The following is a 17962-nucleotide window of genomic DNA, read 5'->3' as shown; positions in this document are numbered from 1 at the left end:
CTTACAAGGTAATTTAAAGATTCGCTTCGAAGATGAGAGCTTATTAAGCAAATTAATTCTAAAGGTTTATATTTTTATCTTAAAAGAGCTAAAAACCCATTTAAAGTAAATGGATAGCACGCGTAATAAAATAAGTTTAAACAAAATGATTTTGGAGATAATAAAACTCGGAAGATAGGTTTTTGGCATGTGATTGGTAATACTGATTTTTTTTGAAACCGAAGAATTGCTTGATAACGAATTTCTAAATGGCAATTAATACTGAACATGAACTAAAGGAGTGAAGGATAATGAATATTAAAATGGAAGGTGATACTGGAGAATTTAGATTTTTGTAATATGCACCATTCAAAGAATGGTGGGTCGTACTGGACTTGAACCAGTGACCCTCGCCTTGTAAGGGCGATGCTCTCCCAACTGAGCTAACGACCCATATTACAACTTTAAAACATGACTATTAACATAATAATAGATTTTATATGTGGTGGGTGATACTGGACTTGAACCAGTGACCCTCGCCTTGTAAGGGCGATGCTCTCCCAACTGAGCTAATCACCCATTTAGATATCTTGTAATATGCACCATTCAAAGAATGGTGGGTCGTACTGGACTTGAACCAGTGACCCTCGCCTTGTAAGGGCGATGCTCTCCCAACTGAGCTAACGACCCATATTACAACTTTAAAACATGACTATTAACATAATAATAGATTTTATATGTGGTGGGTGATACTGGACTTGAACCAGTGACCCTCGCCTTGTAAGGGCGATGCTCTCCCAACTGAGCTAATCACCCACATATAAATTAAAACGCTACTATTAAAATAAATAGTACTGGACTTTAACCAGTGAACTTCGCCGTTACTTGTAAATAGCGGTAATGCTCTCATTTCTTGTAACTGAGCTAACGACCCATATTACAATTTTAATACAAATCACTATTAACATAATAATAGATTTTATATGTGGTGGGTGATACTGGACTTGAACCAGTGACCCTCGCCTTGTAAGGGCGATGCTCTCCCAACTGAGCTAATCACCCACATATAAATTAAAACGCTACTATTAAAATAAATAGTACTGGACTTTAACCAGTGAACTTCGCCGTTACTTGTAAATAGCGGTGATGCTCTCATTTCTTGTAACTGAGCTAACGACCCATATTACAATTTTAATACATATCACTATTAATATAACAATAGGTTTTATATGTGGTGGGTGATACTGGACTTGAACCAGTGACCCTCGCCTTGTAAGGGCGATGCTCTCCCAACTGAGCTAATCACCCACATATAAATTCAAACGCTACTATTAAATTTTAGTAGTACTGGACTTTAACCAGTGAACCTTGCCGTTACTTGTAAATAACGGTGAGCTCTCTTTTTTCTAACTGAGCTAACGCCCATATAGAATCTTAGATACGACACATTAAAATGTGGTGGGTGATACTGGACTTGAACCAGTGACCCTCGCCTTGTAAGGGCGATGCTCTCCCAACTGAGCTAATCACCCGCATCTAAACAACACCACATTGCTGCGTTGTTGTGGGGCGCTATTATAGATAGAGTTGCAAATGTGTCAACACTTGAATGATAAAAATGTGCTGAGTGAAGCTTTTATAAACAATACAGTGCGAACGGTGTTCACTTTATCAACAAACTAATATTAAACGAACAATTGTTAAGCTTAATGTTTATTTAAAGTCGGCGGCGTAGACTAAATAGATGTCATTAGTGGTCGGATAAACAATAAAATATTTATGTAATAAAAGGCTAACTTTCAATAATTGTATTGCGTGATACAAATTAGCGGATAATAAAAAGTTACTTAAAGTTTAACATGCCAATGAACAGCGCTTTTTTAGTAGTAAAACAGCACCAAGCTAATTTGCATATAAATGTATACCCTTTAAATCATATTCAAACTCATATTATCGGTTGAATAGGGTACTTAGTCGTATACATGTGGCGAGTACAACAACGTAAAGCGCAACATGACATCTAAATTAGTATGAAAATCTGTTTTTTAGCACGTATGATAGCCAGTTTGTTGAAATTTAAACCATTTAAATAATGTCGCATAAAAAACTGTTGACTTTATTTTGGGGGGTGCATAGAATGCGCCCCGCACTAAGCGATACACGACGTGATTATCACCGAGCGTATTGAATAAGTTGGGGCTATAGCTCAGCTGGGAGAGCGCTTCGCTGGCAGCGAAGAGGTCTGCGGTTCGATCCCGCATAGCTCCACCAATTTTTAGTGTTTGTCCTAGGGTAACAGTTTTCTGTGTCCCCATCGTCTAGAGGCCTAGGACACCGCCCTTTCACGGCGGTAACAGGGGTTCGAATCCCCTTGGGGACGCCACTTAACTTTTTAGTTAAAGGCGGTTTTACCGAGAAAATAGCGTAACACATAAAGCTCGAGTCTTTATTTGTACTATACGCCATTACCTTAAAGCTCAGGATGTGAGTAAAACTAATCGATTGTCCTAGTGACACATATTCTGTGTCCCCATCGTCTAGAGGCCTAGGACACCGCCCTTTCACGGCGGTAACAGGGGTTCGAATCCCCTTGGGGACGCCACTTACCTATTTTAAATAGGGAAGTGCAGTGTTATTAAGCAGCTCGCCTGAAACGAGTCAAACCATTCAGTTGTCCTAGTGACACATATTCTGTGTCCCCATCGTCTAGAGGCCTAGGACACCGCCCTTTCACGGCGGTAACAGGGGTTCGAATCCCCTTGGGGACGCCACTTACCTATTTTAAATAGGGAAGTGCAGTGTTATTGAGCAGCTCGCCTGAAACGAGTCAAACCATTCAGTTGTCCTAGTGACACAGAAAATGTTTCTGAGAAGATAATGCCATTCGCCTCGCAGGCTCGGCTCATCTTACGCAGAAATAGCAAATCAGTGATTTGCAAATCAATTTCTGCGTCCCCATCGTCTAGAGGCCTAGGACACCGCCCTTTCACGGCGGTAACAGGGGTTCGAATCCCCTTGGGGACGCCACTTACTTGTTTTAAATAGGGAAGTGAAGTGTTATTGAGCAGCTCGCCTGAAACGAGTCAAACCATTCAGTTGTCCTAGTGACACATATTCTGTGTCCCCATCGTCTAGAGGCCTAGGACACCGCCCTTTCACGGCGGTAACAGGGGTTCGAATCCCCTTGGGGACGCCACTTACCTATTTTAAATAGGGAAGTGCAGTGTTATTGAGCAGCTCGCCTGAAACGAGTCAAACCATTCAGTTGTCCTAGTGACACATATTCTGTGTCCCCATCGTCTAGAGGCCTAGGACACCGCCCTTTCACGGCGGTAACAGGGGTTCGAATCCCCTTGGGGACGCCACTTACCTATTTTAAATAGGGAAGTGCAGTGTTATTGAGCAGCTCGCCTGAAACGAGTCAAACCATTCAGTTGTCCTAGTGACACATATTCTGTGTCCCCATCGTCTAGAGGCCTAGGACACCGCCCTTTCACGGCGGTAACAGGGGTTCGAATCCCCTTGGGGACGCCACTTACTTACTTTAAGTAATATATACAGCAGTGTGACAGCGCACTCTCTATCCGCAACTTTAAAAAGAGTGAAAATCTCTTGATACGCCACCTACTATTTATTAGTAAGACAGCTTTTACTAAAAATATCTAAAATCAATTTATCTGCATTTCTATTATTACCTCAGAATTATTCAGTGAAGTTAAAATCTCAAAATTAAATATTTTATATAATAACTCCTAAATTTTATTAGCATCTTTCCCTTTCTTATATTCAGCTTAAATAAACTTCACCTATGTTAGGTTACATATAAACGTCCAAATAAATAGGAGGTTATATGGCAAGTGGATGGGCACGCGATGGTGCAATTCAAGATCAAATCGACGCCAGCGTTAATGATGCTGTGCAATATGCTAGAAGTAACTTAGTTTCTGGAGCCAGTGCCGAGCTATGTGAAGAATGTGATGAACCAATACCACAGGCACGAAGACTTGCGTTACCAGGTGTTAAGTATTGTGTAAGCTGCCAAGTTGAACTAGAAGGTAAAGGCGCACTTTCTAAAGGGCTTAATCGGCGTGGCAGTAAAGATAGTCAATTACGATAAAAAGGTGCATATAGCACCTTTTTTAAAATTGTATCAGAGTTAAGCTTAAATAATTAAAAAGCCGCTTAGTAAACCTATTAAATATATTTACTAAAATTTATTCATATTTTCTTTTTTCTGAATAAGTTCAATTGAGTAGCCATCTGGATCTTTTACAAACGCTATTTCTGTTGTGCCACCCTTTACTGGACCTGGTTCACGGCTTACGTTACCGCCAGCGGCCTTGATATCAGCACAGGCTTTATAGATATCATCAAACTCAATCGCGATATGACCATAGGCATTGCCTAAATCATAGCTGTCGGTATCCCAGTTATAGGTCAGTTCAAGCACTGTTGTGTCAGTTTCATCACCGTAGCCTACAAAGGCGAGGGTATAGCGGTACTCTTCGTTATCAGCACGGCGTAACTCTTTCATACCAAGTACTTGAGTATAAAACGCAATTGATTTATCTAGATCTGCAACCCGTAACATGGTGTGTAGTAAACGCATTTAAATCCTCTTTAAAATTCATATAAATTTTTATAACGCAGCTAGTTTTAAATACTATTGCTGCGCAGTTAAAATATCAATAATCCGATTATAAATTATTTCTGTGAGCATCACAGTATCATCGCCATTAGTATTTATAAACTGCACAACGACTGTATCGATATCTTTATAATAACGAGCAATGCTTGAATACCCTAATACCCAACCTGTGTGTTCATACTTATAAAGTGATGCATACAAAGCTTGCTCTTGTTCGTCGAAAAAAGTGCCTTTGTTTAAAGCAAAAATAAAGTCGCCTACATCTTGTGCGGTTGCCACATAGCCTTGATCGAGTGCTTTAAAATCATTCTCATAACCTACGTAGTAACCACTCATCAAATCTACTAAATTGATTTCATGTACAGATGAAAACGTATGCGTTAGGCCCAGTGGCGTTAAAATTTCATCTTTAATATATTGGTTATGATCATAACCCAGCACGTTAGACATAATTTTTCGCAGCAACAAATAATTGGTATTAGAATAGCCATAGTCAGCATCAGGGCTAAAATCAGCGGGTTTATCGAGTACTAATGCAAGTGGGTCAGGGTAGGTGATTGACCAATCGAAATTATCAGTGTCTGTGTAATTGGGTATGCCACTTTTGTGTTTTACCATCATTCGTAGTGTTATTTTATCTGCGTTTTCAATGCGTCCAATTAATGATGGAAGATAATCAGCCAGTGTTTTATCTACATCAATACGTCCAGCGGCTGAAAGTTTAGTTAAAGCTGCTGCATCATATAACTTTCGAATGCTGCCAATTTTAAAAAGTGCACTAGGGTAAGCGGGTATTTTGTGCTCTCTATTATGCCAACCATTTGCAAAATATTCAGGTTGCTGTCCTTGTTTATGAATATACACAATAATGCCATCGACTCCTTCTTCAATAGCCTCTTGTGTTTGTGCTTGAACGTTAGCGGGCAGTGGGTGAAAGTAATATAAAGCAAACTGCCAAGGGGCAAAAATGTATATGCTAGTAAGAGTAACAATGAGAGCTGCAATCCGCAGAAGTGTAAGCGCTTTTTTGTTCTTCAATTGTATCATTGCATTCTGGCTTCATTTATTTTTGGAGTGTGAGGATCAGCTTTTTACTCTACTAAACAGCAATATCATGTGATATTGCTGTTTAGTTATGAGGAGTTCGACTGTATTAAAGTATATCTTTACTTATTAACTTTGCCCTTAAGAACATAGATTTCACCATCAAAACTCCCTTGAATCGTCAAACCTTGTCCTGCTAGCTCTTTAAGGTACTCTATGTGTTCCTCAGTAATATGCTGGCCAGGCACCAAAAGCGGAATACCTGGCGGATAGGGGGTAACTAAACCGGCACAAATACGGTTGTTACTTTTACCGATAGGCACTGATTCGCGCTCGCCATAAAAAGCATCACTTGGAATACACGCAAGGTCTATAGCGGGTAGGTTTTCAGGCAAGCGAGATCGTCGCGTCGATTTTGACAATTTCACTTTACCGCTGTCGAGTTTTTTGAGCGCATTGTAAAGACGAATTATTTTTGAGCGCGTACCGCCAAGGGTGAGTAATACCAAAATGGTACTGTGGGTGTATTTTTCTATTTCTAAGCCAATTTCATCCAGCAGGTATTTATGAATATCCTTTAACGAATAAGGTAATTCGCTTATGTCGATGAGAATTTTTAGCGGATCGTGACCCATGTTATCACCACTGAAGTGCGGAAATATTTCCATAAAGTCTTGCTTACCTAGTACTTTAATTTGTTTGAGTGAAGCCATCTGTTGTTTAAATTCTTCCACATGGTTCAACAAAGCATTGAGTAACTTATAGCCTTCCATCTCTAATTGCTTTTGGCACACATCAAGCGACGCGATAAGCTGATATTTTGGCGATGTACTGGCGTAAATACTGTAAATCTCACGAAAGAAATCAGCATCGAAATCAGGGTCGTTAACATGAATATAAGACGCTTGAGAAAACGCCGATACCACTTTATGTGCCGAATGAGTGACGTAGTCAGCGCCAGCATGAATGGCGGAATAGTATCGTAGGCTTGGATGAAACAGCGAGTAAGCAAACCATGCCTCGTCAATAAATACTTTAATACCATGTTGATGGGCAAAATCGACCACCTGTTTCAGATCGCTCAGTAGGCCATCGTAAGTACAACCGGTGAGAACCAGCAATTTTGCATCGGTATTTTGTTCTATCGCTTGTTTTATATCGGCCAACGACGGCGGCGCAAAAATGCCATATTTAGGATTTAAAATACTCGACAAATAAACAGGTAAACTCGCTGATTGCAAAATGCCATAGTGCACAGATTTATGACAATTGCGGTCGATGATCACTTTATCGCCCTTACGCAGCAATGTCTGCAAGATGATTTTATTTGAGGTAGACGACCCATTGGTAACGAAATAGGTATGCTTGACTTCAAACGTCGCCGCTGCTGACTCTTGCGCACGGCCAATGGTATTGGTGCTATCTGACAATGAACCTAACGAATCAACAGAAACCGACAGATCGCCCACGAACACATTACGACCATAAAACTGATAAAAATCTTTAATATAAGGAGAATTTCTAAAGCTCGAGCCGCCACTGTGACCTGGTGTATGCCAAGAATCGTTTGCTTCGCCAACATAACGGCGATACGCAGTCCAAAATGGGGTTTCTGAGCGGTCATCGAAATCGTTGATCATATAGCCTAAAATTGCTTCAGGATCAGAAATTACCTCATCTTTAAAAAAGAAAGACTCAATCTCCTCCGACTCATTAACGATTTCTAGCCCCTTCGTATCATCGCCAATAACATAAACAGGCAGCTCAAGGCGGATCCCTTTTAACTGCTCGATAAAGCGACTATAAGTGCGTTCGCCAACCTTATTTTGCAAATCCCAGCTAAGCACTACAGCCTGAATATCACCATCTTCCTCTACAATGTCCAACGCTTGTTTTAGCTCAAGACGCTCAATAATATCGATATGAATATCATCTCGCTCAAAATTGACAATGGTCTTCGATAGATTCGTTGAAAGCTCTTGTAAGGTGACTGGATCTTGCTCAATTAACAAGATACGAAGTATTGGTAGCATAGGAATTCTCGTAATAAAATTTCATAATGCTCAACAGCATAACTAAAGGATTGACGCTTGTGAAATTAATACTTTGAAAATGTTCCAATAATTACGCCAAATCACGAATAAACAGATTTTATTTGAATTGATTTACAAGGTATGAAAAATGAAAGGTGCCAAAGTTAGACACCTACTTTGAATAAACAAAAAAGTAACACTGGAATACGAATTAATCATTGAGCTTATTCTTATAAGCCTGATAATTGAGGTTTAGTATTAACAATCGTGCTAAATGAACGTTTTTTATTTACGGATCTATTCTGCTTTATCTTTAAACTCTTAAGGTACTACTTTTTCGCGCTTCTTTTCTACTTCAACAACGTTCTTACCCATAGCAAACTTATCAAGGTTTGAGTCGGCCAGCCGAAAGATAATAAAAGTAGATGCAAAAGGTAATACCTATAGGATGCTTTTATTAACTTCCTGACTGTTATTATCGACATAGCATTATTTACCCTAATTAAACAGCTAACAGTCTCAATAGTTTTAGTTTTTTAAAACAATGTTTTGGCCTACTAAGTGCATTTTTTAAAAATCCATTCTAAAGGCCCGTGTTTAAAATACTTGAGCCAAAACACACTGAAAATTACGCTAATTATGCAAAAGACCAATGCCGCAAATATTGACAAGTCTATGGTTTGATTAACGAGTAAGCCAGTTGCCTCAAGAATTCCCATGCCAATAATGACATGTGCTACATACAGAGTTAACGTTAACTGCCCAGTTTTGCTTAGCCACTCAATTAACCGGTTGGTAGGAAATACACTTGCTAGTTTTAGAGAAACCAGCAAAACAAGAACGGCAGAGCTTGCAGCTGAAAACATATATTGTGGCAACGGCGGTATTATTGACGTGGTTAACAAAAACTCAATTTCATCTTTTGACATGCCAATAGACGGGTCATCTCCTGCCCACATTCTCAGCATATAGAAGCTTGCTTCTACAATAAGTAAAATACTTAAAGACCATGTAAACAAAGACTTCCTTACATTAGCATTGGATAAATCTTGTTTACCCAACCATATGCCAAATAACAAGAAACCACACCATGGTAAAACTGGGTGATAACCATTAAAGAAAAGGTGTCTAATCACTCCTTCAGTTGTCCAAAAACCAGAATAACTAAGCTCAAGCCAATCCCATCCTTTTTCGTAATCAAAGAATAGCCACATTAATGGAAATGCAAAAACAAAACCGATAGATGCACTGAGCAGTTTCTTGCTGCTAAGAGTAAATAATAATGCAGCTATCAAAAAATAGAATGCATAGAATTTCAAGATGTCGGCTTCCCAAATAGGTGTAAAAGCCAAGCCAATCAAAAGTAGTAAAACAGACCTTTTTATCAAAGAGGTTCTTACTTGCTTGATGTGTTCAAGTGATTCACTGGTAACACATTTTTTAGTTAAAAACGCAATACCTAAACCCGCTAATATAACAAACAAAGCCGAAGCCCGACCTTCGAATAGAGCCGCAAACTCTATTAATTGTGGTGTGCCAATATCGGCGTTCATGGCTAATTTAAAGTTGACAATAACCATACCAAAGAGCGCTAACGCTCTTGCAAAGTCAATACCGATTAGTCTATTCACTCTCTTGCTCCACAGAATTCATTTTTAACTTTTGAGACATTGCTGTATCATAATGGAACTTAATAGATGATACAAGGCTGTCTCATAAAATGGATGCAAGAACAAATAATTCGAGAAAAAAAATTATTCAATCGGGGTTAAAACTGTTTATTCAAAACGAGGACTCAACGCTAGTTGACGTGGCTAAAAGGGCTGAAGTTGGTAGAGCAACGGTGTACCGCCAATTTAAGCATAAGGAAGCGCTTCAAGAAGAGATTGCGTTATATTGTTTAGACCGCTTTGATGAAGTAAATATGTCCGTTGAAAATAAAGCTAAAGACTCATTGGATGCTATTAGGCTTGTATTCGAAAATACTTTGCCGTTATACGAGGAATTCGCTTTTTTGCAAAAATTCGAGAAGATGTTTCAGAAAAGTGAAAAGCTTCAAGTTCGTATACAACAGCAAGATAACGAGATACGAGAATTGATAAAACTTGCGAAAGATGAGGGGTTATTAAGTAAGCACTTCTGTGTTGATTGGGGTTTTTATTTTTTTGAAGGTTTATTGTACGCAGGTTACAAGATGAGTCATCTAGATAATTACAGTTCAGGTAAGGCAGCACATTTAGCTTTTTTATCGTTCAAGAGTGGGGTTGCTTCATAACCCCCTGCAAGAATATAGATGTAACATTAATTTACTGAAGACAGTTACTAAGCACATCTTGTGGTTAATTTATTTAAAAGATCAGTTTGCTACCTATCTGTTCTTTTTTGGGTGGAAATCGACACAACTTAAGCCAGCGATGTCGCAACATGACACTGGGTAAGCCAAAGCTAAGGTACGCTTTCGTATCTTAACAGGTGGGAGCTATTCAGTCTTATCTTTAAACTCACATAAATCTTCAATAATACAGCTGCCACACTTTGGCTTTCGCGCCACACAGGTATAACGTCCATGTAAAATGAGCCAGTGGTGCACGTCTACTTTAAATTCTTTGGGGATCACTTTTTCGAGCTTTTGCTCAACCGCTACCACGTCTTTACCCATGGCAAGCTTGGTACGGTTAGATACACGAAAAATATGCGTGTCTACCGCGATAGTCGGCCAGCCAAAAGATAATTAAGGTAGATAGCAAAAGGAAAACCTATGGACTGCTTTTAGCCATATGCTGACATTAAGCCTTAGCAAATTCAGGAGCATATTTAGGGCTATATATCTACATTGTTTTGACGGCTAACCTTAGTTTTTTTGAGGTTTGATTGTTTGCATCAATAGGCATAGTGATACTAAAGCTACGCCTGCCCAACCTATTACTTTAAATTTTTCCCCAATAATGACTATAGCTAAAACAGTTGCAACTAATGGTTCAATTAAGGTGATTAATGTCGCTTTACTTGCATCTATATAATTCAAGCCAAAACCAAATAATAAATATCCTAAAAACATTGGAATTATTGCCATATATAAAGATACGAAAGCATTAGATGAACTTGAAAATAAGTTATCACCCGTAAACCATAATGAAGGAAGTAACAATAGTGCAGCACAACCGAATAGCCCAGACATGGACGATGTTGAGTGAACGCCACTTTCAATTAAACACCTTGCCGCCCATGAATAACCTGCATAAGTTAAACCAGCAATACAACCTAAAATAATCCCCAAACCCTGTTGATTGATACTGTAAGCATTATTATTACTCTGGTCTTTACCTAAAGTTAACAGAGCAATACCTATAGCACCAATGACAAAGCTCAACATCCATTGCAATGAAATGTCCTTTTTGCTAATAAGACGTTCAAGGATTCCAGCAAAAAAAGGTGCAGTGGCTATAGATACTACAGTACCAATGGCAACACCTGATAAGCGCATTGAGGTATAGAATGCTAATGGGTAAATAGCGACAGAAGCGACACCTAAGAGAAATATTTTAGGCTGTTCGAGCATCAGCTTATAATCTATAAGTAGCTTTTTTCGAGCTGTGATTACAAGTAACACTCCTCCTATCCCCATAGAGAATGCACCAATAGCCAAAGAGCTTACATCTGGGGAGTAGCTTGCAGCAGTACCAGTTGTCCCCCACAAGAAACTAGCAACAATAATCGCCATTACACCTTTAAAACTTCCGTGATGATTTTCCACAATGAGACTTATTTATAATAACTTCAATATAGAAATAGTATGCTAATTATGTAGGGTGTTTTTAACAATTAAGACGCAATAGTTAACAATTCCGACTAAGTTTACTTTTTGAATTTAGTTGGTGATAGACCAAAGTATTGTGAAAACTTTCGGCTAAAGGCTGAGGGTTCTTTATAACCTACTTTTTCACCAATAATTGGTAACGGATAATCTGTATGCGTAAGTAATGCTTGGGCTTTTTCCATTCGAAGTTTTGTTACGTACTTCATCACGGTCATACCTGTTTGTATTTTAAATAGTTTCTTAAACTGTGTTTCACTCAGGAAAGCAGATTCAGCTAAACATTTAATTTGAAGCTGCTCTGCAATATTTTGCTCTATGAAGGATATTGCTGTACCAATGCGACTATCTACCTTTGGTAATAAAGTTTGCTCTGCCAGCAGTAAGCTGAACATTTCGAACATCGCCTGTTCTAATTGAGCATTAACTTTGTTTTCTAGTTGGTTTTCGATAAAAGTTAAGTAACTTCTAAGAGATGAGTTAATTGCAAAAACAATACATTGTGAAGATGAAATATTTAGCGGAAGATTTTTCATATCTACGACTACAAACCTAGCTTCAGTGTTTGCAGTGAACAGGTGCTCTTCGTTGGCTTTAACTACAACACATTCACTTGGTGCAACTTTTCCATTGAAATCACCAACACATATATTTATGACACCACGTAAAGGTAGAACCAACTGATTAAATTGATGTGAGTGACGAACTGGCTTTGTGCTATAGGAGCGGATGGATAATAGATTTTTCATAATAATAGAAAACGTATTGCCTTATTTCATTATGATTAGGGTTATATATCTTAGAGTAATGAATTCTAAAGTGAAGTCTTAGTTTCTACTGGTGTTTTTAATTAAAGTTTATATGATCAATGTGGCGGCTTAGTTGACTGTCAAGATGATGATAGCTCTACGTTTAATGGATACTAAAAATATCTCTGAAAACTATTGATGCTAATGTCCGTTATCGTATCAAAGCAGTCTAAACATTACTCAGTCTTATCTTTAAACTCACACAAATCTTCAATTATACAACTGCCGCATTTTGGTTTGCGGGCTGTACAAACATAACGACCATGCAGTATCAGCCAGTGGTGTACATCGACTTTAAATTCTTTAGGGATCACCTTTTCGAGCTTTTGCTCAACCGCAACCACGTCTTTACCCATAGCAAGTTTAGTACGGTTTGATACACGGAAAATATGCGTATCAACTGCAATTGTCGGCCAGCCGAAGGCTGTATTTAATACTACGTTAGCAGTTTTACGGCCAACGCCAGGAAGGGCTTCTAGGGCTTCACGATTCTCTGGCACTTCACCGTTATGCTGATCTACCAATATTTGGCACATTTTGTATACGTTCGCAGCTTTGGAATTAAACAACCCGATGGTTTTTATATAATCACGCAGTGTGTCGTGGCCAATATCTAAAATAGCTTGCGGTGTGTTTGCCACTGGAAAGAGTTTTCGGGTGGCTTTATTTACCCCAACATCGGTGGCTTGTGCAGAGAGCGTAACGGCAACTAGTAACTCAAACGGGCTTGAGTATTCAAGCTCCGTTTCAGGATGTGGGTTGTCGTCGCGTAAGCGCGTGAGTATTTGGTGACGTTTTTCTTTATTCATGTAACTTAAAACGCATTAGCTTTATTCAGTTAATGCGTTTTCCCCTTAAGTTAAGCTAGTAACACGTGCACGTGGGCCTTTTTCAGCTTCTGGCGGCGTTACTTGTTTTGATTTTATTTGTGCATCAATGACGTTTTTAGCGGCGATCAGCAGCCCAAGCCCTAAGAATGCGCCTGGTGGTAAAATGGCCAGTAAAAACTGGCTATCAAAGCTAAATACTTCGATGCGTAAAGCTGAAGCCCAAGGACCGAGTAATAAATCGGCGCCATCGAATAAGGTGCCTTGGCCAATCAGCTCTCGCATAGCGCCAAGTACAACTAGTACCAGCATAAAGCCTAAGCCCATCATCAAGCCATCAAAGGCAGATAAATGCACTGGATTTTTAGAGGCAAATGCTTCAGCACGACCAATAATGGCGCAGTTAGTCACAATCAACGGAATGAAAATCCCTAAAGATTGATAAAGGCCAAAAGTGTAGGCGTTCATTAACAGCTGCACAATCGTCACAAAACCGGCAATGATCATTACAAAAACCGGTATTCTGATATCTTTAGGCACCCAATTGCGCACAAATGATACGGTAATATTAGAGCCCACTAAAACTAACAAGGTTGCTAAGCCTAAACCTAGCGCATTAGTAATCGTGGAGGTAACAGCAAGTAAAGGACATAAACCTAATAACTGTACTAAGGCGGGGTTATTTCCCCATAAGCCTTCTTTGTAAAGGGTTTTTAATTCACTCATGGTGTTACCTCAGGGCAAGCATTCGCTGCTGCAAAAAGATCATCAAAGTTATTTTGTGCATACACTACCGCATTTTTAACTGAGCCAACAACGGCGCGAGGCGTAATGGTTGCGCCAGTAAATTGATCAAACTGACCGCCATCTTTTTTAACGGCCCAACGCGCGTCACTTTCGCTTTGTACTGTTTTTGAATTAAATGAGGTGATCCAGTCTGACTTTTTAATTTCGACTTTATCGCCCAAACCAGGGGTTTCTTCATGCTTAGTAACCCTTACACCAGCAACGCTGCCATCGCGATATACCGCGCTAAGCAAGTTTATATCGCCACTGTAGCCGCTAGGAGTGACATGACGAATGACTAATGCAACGGGCACGTCATCTTTACGTGCACGGTAAATTACTTGGTTGTCGTATGGCCCAAGTAAAGGGTCTGATATAATCACACAATCTTGAGAAAGTTCATTAGTGTACTTGCTGTGCGGTAATACTTCTTGTAACTGATTAGTTAATTGCAGTTGCTCTTGCTCTGCAATCTTATCGGCCGTTAACGAGTTTATGGTGGCCACTAACCCTGTTGTAAGGAGTGCGAAGCCGCATAATATTGCGCCATTTTTTACCATTGAAGAAATAATCATTTTACTGCTCCATGGCCATAGGTTCTTGGTTGTGTGTAGTAATCAATAAGCGGAACTGCAATATTGATCAGTAATACGGCAAATGCAACGGCATCCGGAAAGCCACCAAATGTACGAATTAAATACACAACTAAACCAATCGCGGCACCATAAATAAGGCGGCCTCGATTAGTGGTCGTAGCTGATACAGGATCGGTGGCGATAAAAAAGGCTCCCAGCATAGTCGCACCACTAAATAAGTGAAATACCAGACCCGGCTCAGTGCCTGGCGAGGCAATATAACCAATTGCAGCGCATAGGCTTAAACTGGCAATAAAACTCACTGGTATATGCCAGTTAATCACTTTCGTTTTTAATAAATAAAGGCCACCAAGTAAAAAGGCTAAATTAACCCAACCCCAACCTAGGCCTACCCATTCATTAAATACCGGTTTTTGCATACTTTCAGTGACGGTAAGACTATGAGCAATATCTGTTTTTAAGGTATCAAGAGGGGTGGCCATTGTGCTGCCATCAATACCCACTCTGAGCTGATCTAAGCTATATCCAAGAGTTGTAAAGTCGCTAAATATTAGACTAAGTTGCTGGCTAAAAGTAATGCCCGTATTGAGTAACTCTGTAACGGGTAACCAGGCCGTCATTTGCACAGGGAACGACACTAATAAAAGTACATAAGCTGCCATTGCAGGGTTAAATAAATTAAAGCCTAAACCACCATAAAGTTGCTTAACAATAACAATGGCAAACAAACATCCTATAACAATAACCCACCACGGCGCTAAAGGCGGAACACTAATCGCTAATAGCACGCCGGTTAGCCATGCGCTGCCATCGCTTAATGAAGGCCAGATAGGGCGCTTACGCATTAGCATAATGGCTGCTTCAAATGCGCTTACACACACTAACGCTAATAATAATTGGATAAGTACACCGGTACCAAAAAATACAACTTGTGCAATAACACCAGGAATACAGGCCGCAATCACAGTTAACATTAAACGTGTCACAGATTTGTGACTATGATTGTGGGGTGAACTGGCCATGGTTAGTTTCATGACTGATCATTTCCTTCTTTTTGTTGCTTTTTAGCTTTAGCGCGAGCAATAGCGGCGGCTACGGCGGCTTTCTTTTTTTCTTGAGCTGTTTGCTGTGAGCCTTCTGAAGATTCATCGTTGCTTTGTGGCTCAGTGTTTTCACTTTGTTTTGCTAATTCATCAGCCTGTGCTGCTTTTTTGGCTTTAGCACGGGCAATAGCGGCAGCCACGGCGGCTTTTTTATCATCGGCGGCGACAGGTGATTCACTTATTGCGTCATCGCTTTGTGTTTGCTCAGCAGCTTGTGCTGCTTTTTTGGCTTTAGCACGGGCAATGGCGGCAGCGACGGCAGCTTTTTTATCATCGGCAGCGACAGGTGATTCACTTACTGCGTCATCACTTACTGCTTGCTCATTTGCTTGTGCTGCTTTTTTGGCTTTAGCACGGGCAATAGCGGCAGCGACGGCAGCTTTTTTATCATCTGCAGCAACTGGAGATTCACTTGCAGTGTCATCAGTTGCTGTCTGCTCATTTGCTTGTGCTGCCTTTTTAGCTTTTGCACGGGCGATAGCAGCAGCTACCGCGGCTTTTTTATCATCGGCAGCGACTGGCGATTCACTTTCTGTGTCATCACTTTGCGCTTGTTCATTGGCTTGTGCTGCTTTTTTGGCTTTAGCACGGGCAATAGCGGCAGCAACGGCTGATTTTTTATCATCTACAGGCTCGTCATCACCATTATTTTGTGCCTTTTGCTCTTTGTAAAGGCGAGCTTGTTCTTTACGTGCTGCGCGCTCTTTTGCAACTTCACTGTTATCTGGCTCGAGTTCGCCACCTTGCTTTTTCGCTTTAGCGCGCGCAATTGCCGCTGCTACAGCTGATTTATTGTCACCATCGCTAGTTTTATCTTTAACGCGGGCAAGGGCATCGGCTACTTTTTGCTGCTCTTCGGTCGATTTAGGGGCAGGTTTACGTTTATGGCGATTTTTTCGCTCAGCTTGTTCTTGCTCTAAACGCGCTTTACGTGCATCAAAGCGCTCTTTAGCGCGATCTGATTTTATCTTCTCGGCAATTTGCTCTTTAATTTCAACTTTTGCAACGCGATAATACTGAACAAGTGGTATTTCACTAGGGCATACATAGGCACAGGCACCACATTCAATACAGTCAAATAAGTTATGCTCTTGGAGTTTGTCGTATTCTTTTGATTTAGCAAACCATTGTAATTGTTGTGGCAATAACGAGGCAGGGCAGGCATCGGCACAGGCACTGCAGCGAATACAGGCTTTTTCTGGGCCAGGCTCTGCTAATTCCTTATGATCTGGGGCAAGTATGCAGTTTGTTGTTTTAACAACGCCAATACGAACTGTGGGTAAGGTAAAGCCCATCATAGGGCCGCCCATGACCACGCGTTGTTGTGGCACCGGTGAAAAACCTTGGCAATCAAGTAAGTGCTTAATTTCAGTACCTAATAACGCCCATACATTGCCAGGATTATGTATAGTATTGCCGGTAACGGTAACGACACGTTCAATTAACGGTTTACCTTCGTATACAGCTTGCTGTATCGCAAATAAAGTGCCGGTGTTATGTACTAAAATGCCGATATCAGCTGGGATACCGCCGTTTGGTACTTCACGGTTAGTGAGCAGTTTTATTAGCTGTTTTTCACCGCCAGAAGGGTAAACAGTAGGCACGGTTTGTATTAAGATATGCTCGTTATGATTCGCCGCTTCTGTCATGGCTGTGATAGCCTCGGGCTTATTGTCTTCAATACCAATAATACACAGCGTCGGATTAAGTAACTGCTGCATTAGCTCAATACCTTTGACTATTTCAGCGGCGTGCTCACGCATTAAGGTATCGTCAGCCGTGATGTAAGGTTCACACTCAACCGCATTAACAATCAAAAATTCAATAGGTTGTTTAATATCAGCTTTTACATAGGTTGGGAAGCCTGCGCCGCCCATACCAGAAATACCCGCATTATGAATAACATCAACCAGTTCATCGTGTGATGCAGTGGCTGGGTTTGCTAAAGGCGATAATTCACACCAGGTATCGTTGCCATCGGGCTCAATAATAATGCTTAATTCAGGTAATGCCGAAGGGTGCGCCGACGGCATAGGCGTAATATCAATAATAGTGCCGGAAGTCGGTGCATGTATTGGCACCGACCAATTAGCTGATGGCTTTGTTAACGCTTGGCCTTTTAAGACGTGCTGGTTTTTTTCAACTATTAATTTACCACTAGCGCCAATGTGCTGCTTTAAAGGCAGAACAAGTTTTTCAGGCAAAGGGAGTCTGGCTATAGGCGCACTATTAGATAATGATTTCTGCTGAGGAGGATGTACGCCGCCAGGAAATGCCCAAACGGTGCCTTTTTTTATTTGTTCAAGTAACTTTTCCACTCAAA

General features: G+C 40.3%; 13 protein-coding genes, 15 tRNA genes and 1 pseudogene. 10 read left to right on the top strand and 19 right to left on the bottom strand.

Annotation, left to right across the window (positions count from 1 at the left end):
- Nucleotides 1-356: 356 nt before the first annotated feature.
- The 7 genes from AAGD16_RS09660 to AAGD16_RS09630 all read right to left on the bottom strand — a co-directional run bounded on the left by AAGD16_RS09660 (nucleotide 357) and on the right by AAGD16_RS09630 (nucleotide 1511).
- Nucleotides 357-432 (bottom strand) — tRNA-Val (locus AAGD16_RS09660).
- Between the two features lie 50 nt (nucleotides 433-482).
- Nucleotides 483-558 (bottom strand) — tRNA-Val (locus AAGD16_RS09655).
- A 35-nt stretch (nucleotides 559-593) separates the two neighbouring features.
- Nucleotides 594-669, bottom strand: a tRNA-Val gene (locus AAGD16_RS09650).
- Between the two features lie 50 nt (nucleotides 670-719).
- Nucleotides 720-795: transfer RNA gene (locus AAGD16_RS09645), tRNA-Val, on the bottom strand.
- Nucleotides 796-965: 170 nt separating this feature from the next.
- Nucleotides 966-1041: transfer RNA gene (locus AAGD16_RS09640), tRNA-Val, on the bottom strand.
- A 170-nt stretch (nucleotides 1042-1211) separates the two neighbouring features.
- A tRNA-Val gene (locus AAGD16_RS09635) sits at nucleotides 1212-1287 on the bottom strand.
- A 148-nt stretch (nucleotides 1288-1435) separates the two neighbouring features.
- Nucleotides 1436-1511 (bottom strand) — tRNA-Val (locus AAGD16_RS09630).
- Nucleotides 1512-2174: 663 nt separating this feature from the next.
- Between AAGD16_RS09630 and AAGD16_RS09625 the strand changes: the two genes are divergently transcribed.
- From AAGD16_RS09625 to AAGD16_RS09585, 9 genes are all read left to right on the top strand, one after another.
- A tRNA-Ala gene (locus AAGD16_RS09625) sits at nucleotides 2175-2250 on the top strand.
- A 36-nt stretch (nucleotides 2251-2286) separates the two neighbouring features.
- A tRNA-Glu gene (locus tag AAGD16_RS09620) sits at nucleotides 2287-2362 on the top strand.
- Between the two features lie 143 nt (nucleotides 2363-2505).
- Nucleotides 2506-2581, top strand: a tRNA-Glu gene (locus AAGD16_RS09615).
- A 93-nt stretch (nucleotides 2582-2674) separates the two neighbouring features.
- Nucleotides 2675-2750: transfer RNA gene (locus tag AAGD16_RS09610), tRNA-Glu, on the top strand.
- A gap of 180 nt (nucleotides 2751-2930) precedes the next feature.
- Nucleotides 2931-3006 (top strand) — tRNA-Glu (locus AAGD16_RS09605).
- A gap of 93 nt (nucleotides 3007-3099) precedes the next feature.
- Nucleotides 3100-3175, top strand: a tRNA-Glu gene (locus AAGD16_RS09600).
- Between the two features lie 93 nt (nucleotides 3176-3268).
- Nucleotides 3269-3344, top strand: a tRNA-Glu gene (locus AAGD16_RS09595).
- Nucleotides 3345-3437: 93 nt separating this feature from the next.
- A tRNA-Glu gene (locus tag AAGD16_RS09590) sits at nucleotides 3438-3513 on the top strand.
- 316 nt (nucleotides 3514-3829) lie between these two features.
- The gene (locus AAGD16_RS09585; RefSeq protein ID WP_024602991.1) at nucleotides 3830-4096 is read left to right on the top strand and encodes a DksA/TraR family C4-type zinc finger protein; all 267 of its coding nucleotides are present in this window, start codon (nucleotides 3830-3832) and stop codon (nucleotides 4094-4096) included.
- Nucleotides 4097-4186: 90 nt separating this feature from the next.
- On the opposite strand, the gene gloA is transcribed toward AAGD16_RS09585, so the two are convergent.
- The 4 genes from gloA to AAGD16_RS09565 form a co-directional block, all read right to left on the bottom strand.
- On the bottom strand, nucleotides 4187-4588 hold the full coding sequence (gene gloA / locus AAGD16_RS09580) for a lactoylglutathione lyase (RefSeq protein ID WP_024602990.1): 402 nt from the start codon (nucleotides 4586-4588) through the stop codon (nucleotides 4187-4189).
- Nucleotides 4589-4642: 54 nt separating this feature from the next.
- On the bottom strand, nucleotides 4643-5674 hold the full coding sequence (locus AAGD16_RS09575; RefSeq protein WP_377111407.1) for a serine hydrolase domain-containing protein: 1032 nt from the start codon (nucleotides 5672-5674) through the stop codon (nucleotides 4643-4645).
- Nucleotides 5675-5793: 119 nt separating this feature from the next.
- Nucleotides 5794-7704, bottom strand: coding sequence for an aminotransferase class V-fold PLP-dependent enzyme (locus AAGD16_RS09570; protein ID WP_013465293.1), 1911 nt, complete (start codon nucleotides 7702-7704; stop codon nucleotides 5794-5796).
- Between the two features lie 557 nt (nucleotides 7705-8261).
- Nucleotides 8262-9335, bottom strand: coding sequence for a DUF418 domain-containing protein (locus AAGD16_RS09565; RefSeq protein WP_377111404.1), 1074 nt, complete (start codon nucleotides 9333-9335; stop codon nucleotides 8262-8264).
- 89 nt (nucleotides 9336-9424) lie between these two features.
- Between AAGD16_RS09565 and AAGD16_RS09560 the strand changes: the two genes are divergently transcribed.
- Complete coding sequence (locus AAGD16_RS09560) at nucleotides 9425-9979, top strand: TetR/AcrR family transcriptional regulator (protein WP_028834979.1); 555 nt, start codon at nucleotides 9425-9427, stop codon at nucleotides 9977-9979.
- Nucleotides 9980-10183: 204 nt separating this feature from the next.
- Here AAGD16_RS09560 and AAGD16_RS09555 read toward each other — a convergent pair.
- The 8 genes and pseudogenes from AAGD16_RS09555 to rsxC form a co-directional block, all read right to left on the bottom strand.
- Nucleotides 10184-10432 (bottom strand): annotated as a pseudogene (locus tag AAGD16_RS09555) (endonuclease III); the annotation flags it as partial.
- Nucleotides 10433-10555: 123 nt separating this feature from the next.
- Nucleotides 10556-11425 (bottom strand): DMT family transporter, encoded by an 870-nt coding sequence (locus tag AAGD16_RS09550; protein ID WP_096038569.1) that lies wholly within the window; start codon nucleotides 11423-11425, stop codon nucleotides 10556-10558.
- Nucleotides 11426-11559: 134 nt separating this feature from the next.
- Nucleotides 11560-12267, bottom strand: a complete 708-nt coding sequence (locus AAGD16_RS09545; protein WP_016900424.1) for an AraC family transcriptional regulator — start codon at nucleotides 12265-12267, stop codon at nucleotides 11560-11562.
- A 236-nt stretch (nucleotides 12268-12503) separates the two neighbouring features.
- The gene (gene nth / locus AAGD16_RS09540) at nucleotides 12504-13136 is read right to left on the bottom strand and encodes an endonuclease III (RefSeq protein ID WP_096038568.1); all 633 of its coding nucleotides are present in this window, start codon (nucleotides 13134-13136) and stop codon (nucleotides 12504-12506) included.
- A 45-nt stretch (nucleotides 13137-13181) separates the two neighbouring features.
- The gene (locus tag AAGD16_RS09535) at nucleotides 13182-13880 is read right to left on the bottom strand and encodes an electron transport complex subunit E (RefSeq protein ID WP_028835009.1); all 699 of its coding nucleotides are present in this window, start codon (nucleotides 13878-13880) and stop codon (nucleotides 13182-13184) included.
- On the bottom strand, nucleotides 13877-14515 hold the full coding sequence (rsxG, locus tag AAGD16_RS09530) for an electron transport complex subunit RsxG (protein ID WP_377111399.1): 639 nt from the start codon (nucleotides 14513-14515) through the stop codon (nucleotides 13877-13879). The genes AAGD16_RS09535 and rsxG overlap by 4 nt, the downstream gene beginning before the upstream one ends.
- On the bottom strand, nucleotides 14512-15570 hold the full coding sequence (gene rsxD, locus AAGD16_RS09525; protein WP_377111396.1) for an electron transport complex subunit RsxD: 1059 nt from the start codon (nucleotides 15568-15570) through the stop codon (nucleotides 14512-14514). The genes rsxG and rsxD overlap by 4 nt, the downstream gene beginning before the upstream one ends.
- Complete coding sequence (gene rsxC / locus AAGD16_RS09520) at nucleotides 15567-17957, bottom strand: electron transport complex subunit RsxC (RefSeq protein WP_096038566.1); 2391 nt, start codon at nucleotides 17955-17957, stop codon at nucleotides 15567-15569. The genes rsxD and rsxC overlap by 4 nt, the downstream gene beginning before the upstream one ends.
- Nucleotides 17958-17962 lie beyond the last annotated feature (5 nt).

The organism is Pseudoalteromonas sp. M58 (genome assembly GCF_042604605.1).
Lineage (GTDB): Bacteria > Pseudomonadota > Gammaproteobacteria > Enterobacterales > Alteromonadaceae > Pseudoalteromonas > Pseudoalteromonas tetraodonis.
This window is presented reverse-complemented; position numbering and strand designations above follow the sequence as displayed.